The organism is Micromonospora sp. NPDC052213, assembly GCF_040679695.1.
Lineage (GTDB): Bacteria > Actinomycetota > Actinomycetes > Mycobacteriales > Micromonosporaceae > Micromonospora.
Window position 1 is genome coordinate 1 of record NZ_JBFAVI010000287.1, and the last position, 4,297, is coordinate 4,297.

General features: G+C 76.8%; 3 protein-coding genes. All 3 read right to left on the reverse strand.

Annotated elements, in window-relative coordinates; translation table 11 throughout:
• Positions 1–47: 47 nt before the first annotated feature.
• The 3 genes from AB0L34_RS32975 to AB0L34_RS32985 all read right to left on the reverse strand — a co-directional run bounded on the left by AB0L34_RS32975 (position 48) and on the right by AB0L34_RS32985 (position 4,128).
• The gene (locus AB0L34_RS32975) at positions 48–1,271 is read right to left on the reverse strand and encodes a hypothetical protein (RefSeq protein WP_363709492.1); all 1,224 of its coding nucleotides are present in this window, start codon (positions 1,269–1,271) and stop codon (positions 48–50) included.
• A gap of 44 nt (positions 1,272–1,315) precedes the next feature.
• Positions 1,316–2,938, reverse strand: a complete 1,623-nt coding sequence (locus tag AB0L34_RS32980; protein WP_363709494.1) for a serine/threonine-protein kinase — start codon at positions 2,936–2,938, stop codon at positions 1,316–1,318.
• 314 nt (positions 2,939–3,252) lie between these two features.
• Positions 3,253–4,128 (reverse strand): SPFH domain-containing protein, encoded by an 876-nt coding sequence (locus AB0L34_RS32985; protein WP_363709496.1) that lies wholly within the window; start codon positions 4,126–4,128, stop codon positions 3,253–3,255.
• Between the last annotated feature and the right edge of the window lie 169 nt (positions 4,129–4,297).

Sequence of the window (4,297 nt, forward strand, 5' to 3'; positions counted from 1 at the left end):
ACGTGACAGCGCGGGGCGGGCGCCGCGCGCCCGCCCGGCCGGGAGGATCAGCGGCGCCGGCAGTCGTAGGCGACCGGGGCCTGGGCCTGCACCGGGGACGGCGAGGTGATGTTGACCGTGGCCGTCTCGGTCGTGGTGCCCACGCCGCTGAAGGCCCAGCGCAGCGTCAACTCGACGGTGCGTTGGCCGCGGCCGACCCGCTCGGTCAGCAGGCTGCCGGGGGCGCTGCCACTGCGCAGCCACTGGTAGCGGATCTCCCCCGCCCGGCCGTTGGTCGACACGGTGGCCACCACGTCGACGGTGACGTCGCACCGGTCGCCGGCCGGCTTCGGCACCGCCACCGTGACCCCGGTGACCTCCAGCGGGCTGATCCGCTGCCAGAGATAGAGGCCGACGGCGACGAGCAGCGCGACGGTGGTCACGGTGGAGAGCACCGAGGTGACGGTCCGCCACGCCGACCGCCGCCGGCGCGGGGGCGTCGGCACGGGCCAGGCAGGCGCGACCGGCGGGGCGGCCGGCACGCCCGGCCCGAACCGCACCTCCCCGCCCGCCGGCGCGGGCGACGCTTCCGTACGCCCGCCGAAGACCGTCCCCGGCCCGGCCCCGGTGGTACGCCCCGTCCCGACCGCGGTCACCGGGCCCGTCGACTCCTGCCCGCTCGGCTGCGCCGTCGTCCACGGCCCGGACCGCACACCCGGATCGACCGGCAGCCGGCCGGGGTCCACGCGCGGGGACGGCACGGGACCGCCGGGCGGGGCAGGCACAGGGCCGGCGGGCGGGGCGACCCGCCACCCCGGCGCGAGGTGCGCCGTCGGTTCTCCCCCGCCGAGGTGCCCGATGGCGCCCCCAAGGTTCAGGTGCGCCGTCGCCTCCCCCTGGGCCAGGTGCGCCGTGCCGTCTCCGGCGGCCGGGTGCCGCTTCGTCGGCGCGCCGCCGGCCAGGGGCGCGGTCGGCTCGCCGGAGCCCAGGTACGCCGTCGGCTCGCCGGAGCCCAGATACGCCGTGGACTCGCCGGAGCCCAGATATGCCGTGGACTCGCCGGAGCCCAGATATGCCGTGGACTCGCCGGAGCCCAGGTACGCCGTCGGCTCACCAGAGGCCAGGTACGCCGTCGGCCCGCCGGCACTCACGTGCGCGGTGGGTTCGTCGGGGGCGGGGTGTGCGGTGGGGCCGGTCGGGTGCGGCAGGCCGTCGAGCCGGGCGGTCGCCGCGCCGTCTACGGGCAGCCGGTGGGTGGGCAGCGCCTCGGTCTGGTCGTTCGGCTGGGTCACGGCGGCCCGCCCTCCGTCATCGTGGTCGACATCCGGGTCACCGATCAGCCCGGGGTGCAGAACGGGTGGAGCGTCACGTGGACCGGCGAGCTCTCGGGCGAGGCGTTGCCGGCCTCGTCGACCGCGACGACCCGGACCGGGATCTGGGTCCTGTCGCCCGGCCGGGGCAGGTCGCGCAGGACGCCACGGAACAGTCCACGACGGTCGGCCGTCATGGGCACCTCCGTGGTGCGGCCGTCCAGGGTGTACCGGAAGCTGACCCGCAGTCTCCCGGCCGTCGTACGGTCGTCGGAGACGACGGCCGAGACGGTGCTGGACGTGGGCCCGTACGGACAGCCCTTGGGGTCGAGCTCGGTCGGGCTTGCCGCGACCCGCCCGACGGAGGGCGCGGCGGTGTCCGCCGGCGGCGGGCTGGTGCTGGCCGACGCGGTCGGCGAGGCGGAAGCGGACGGGGGCGACGACGCGCTCGGGCCGGTTGGCGCCGGGGCGGCCGTCGTCGCGGCGGGCGTGGCGGGCGCCGGGACGGGGGTCGCCGCCACCGTCGGCGTGGGCGGCGCGGCGGCCGGGGCGGACGCCTCGCCGGTCGGACCCGTCGTCGCCTGCGGGGCGGCCGCCGCCGGCACGGTCTCGTCGCGGCTGGCGTAGCTCAGCCCGGCCCCGCCGACCAGCAGCGCGGCGACCAGCCCACCGCCGACCAGCGCCGCGCGGGCCCGGCCCACGCGCATCCAGGTCCACCGGCCGGTGCCCCCGCCCAGCGTGGTGCTGGCCAGGCTGGTCGCCCCGCCGGTGCCGTCGGGGAACGGGAAGAGGGCGGCGAGCAGGGCCGCCCGGCGGGCCAGCTCGCGCAGGCCGCGCTCCTCCCACTCCGGCCCGTACGCGCCGGCCGCCACCTGTTCCAGTGCGGCGAGGAAGACCTGCGCGGGTTGCGGTCGCTCGGCCGGCTGCTTGGCCATGCCGTGCCGCAGCAGGTCGTGCACCGGCTCGGGAGCCGGGTCGGTGGGGATCGGCGCCCGGGCGTGCTGCTGGTGCAGGGTGAACAGGTCCCGCCCGTCGTAGGGCGGCCGACCGGTGAGGCACTCGTAGAAGGTGGCGGTGGCCGCGTAGATGTCGCAGGCCGGGCTGGCCGGGGCGCCCGTCCACTGCTCGGGCGCCATGTAGCGGGGGGTGCCGGTGACCCTGACCCCGGAGGTCTCCCCGACCGGCATCGCGATGCCGAAGTCGGCCAGCTTGCTGGCGCCCCCGGCGGTGACCAGCACGTTCTCCGGCTTGTAGTCGCGGTGCACCACGCCCCTGGCGTGCGCGGCGCCGAGCCCGGCGAGCGATCCCTTGAGGACGCGCAGCGCCGACTCCGGGGTGGTGGGGCCGTGCGCGCGCAGCATCTGCCGCAGCGATACGCCGTCGACCAGTTCCATGACGATCGCCGCGCCGGCGGGCGACTCGACGTACTCGTAGAGCCGGGAGACGTGCGGGTCGTCGATCTCGGCCAGCAGCCGGGCCTCGTCGCGGAACGCGGCGCGGAACGAGGGGTCGTCACCGAGGCCGCCGGTGAGGTACTTGATGGCGACCGGGGTGCCGGTCGCGTCGTGCACGGCGAGGTCCACCCGGCCGGACGCACCGGCGCCGAGCTGCCGGACCGGGTGGTAGCCCGAGACCTGCCAGCCGGTCACGCGCGCACCTCCCCACCCCGGAACGGACAGCCTCCGTGGCTGCCCCGGTGGCCATTGTGGTCGCGCCGGGCGGTGGATCCATCGGCGCAACGGCTGCTTCCGGGCACCGGACGTCCCGCTCGGCGCGGCGGGGTGGCGGCATGGTCGGTAACGGACACGCGCTACTCGTAGCACCCTCTCGCAAGCGTCGTCGCCGAACGGGCCGTCACCCGCCGGCTCGGCCGACATACGGGCGGTGGTCGTACCCGGGCAGCCGGGCGGACCGGCGACGGAGGCGGCGGCGCGCCGAGGTCGGCACGCGCGCCGACCAGGGGTCAGGCCGGGGGTCGGCGGCGGCCGTCGCCGGGCGCGGCGGTGGGTGCCGGCGCGGCGCGCTCCGCTGTGGGGGGCTGCGCCGCCGGCGGCTCGGCTTCGCGCGTGGGTGCGGCGGCGTGGGTGAACTTGTCGAAGAAGCGCAGCAGCTCGACCGGGAACGGCATCACCAGGGTGCTGTTCTTCTCCGCCGCCACGTCCACGACGGTCTGCAGCAGCCGGAGCTGGTACGCCCCGGGGGTGGCCGCCATCGCCCGGGACGCGTCGGCGAGCCGGCGGGACGCCTGGTACTCGCCGTCGGCGGCGATCACCCGGGCGCGGCGCTCGCGTTCCGCCTCGGCCTGGCGGGACATCGACCGCTTCATCCCCTCGGGCAGCGCGACGTCCTTGACCTCGACCCGCTCGATGAGCAGTCCCCACGGCTTCTCGGTCGGCGCGTCGATGACGGCCTTCAGTTCGGTGTTGATCCGCTCCCGGTCGCCGAGCAGGGTGTCCAGGTCGGCCTTGCCGATCACCGACCGCAGCGCGGTCTGCGCCACCTGAAGCACGGCCGCGGGGTAGTCGCGGACCTTGACCAGCGCCTTCACCGGGTCGACGACCCGGTAGTAGACGACCGCGTCGACGGTGAGGGTGACGTTGTCCCGGGTGATGGCGCCCTGCGGGGGCACGCCGATCACGGTCGTCTGCATGCTGACGCGGACCATCCGGTCGGCGATCGGGACGATGAGGCGCAGGCCGGGCTCGCGGACCGGTTGCAGCACGCGGCCGAAGCGGAAGACGATGCCGCGCTGGTACTGCTGCACAAGCCGGACGCTCAGGGCGCCGACGAGCGCGATGACCACGATCACGATCACCGCGCCGATGACGACGGCTTCCACGGCACCCCCGATCCGTTCGGCTCCCCGGGGCCCCTTTCCCGCTGTGTCGCCGGATAGTCCTGCCTCCCGGGGGGCGCCCGGGCGGCCGCCGCCCACCCCGCCGGCGCGAAAGGGGGGTGGCGGGCGCCGGGCCGGGGTGGTGTCACCGGGCCGGGGAGCAGGGCGGCGG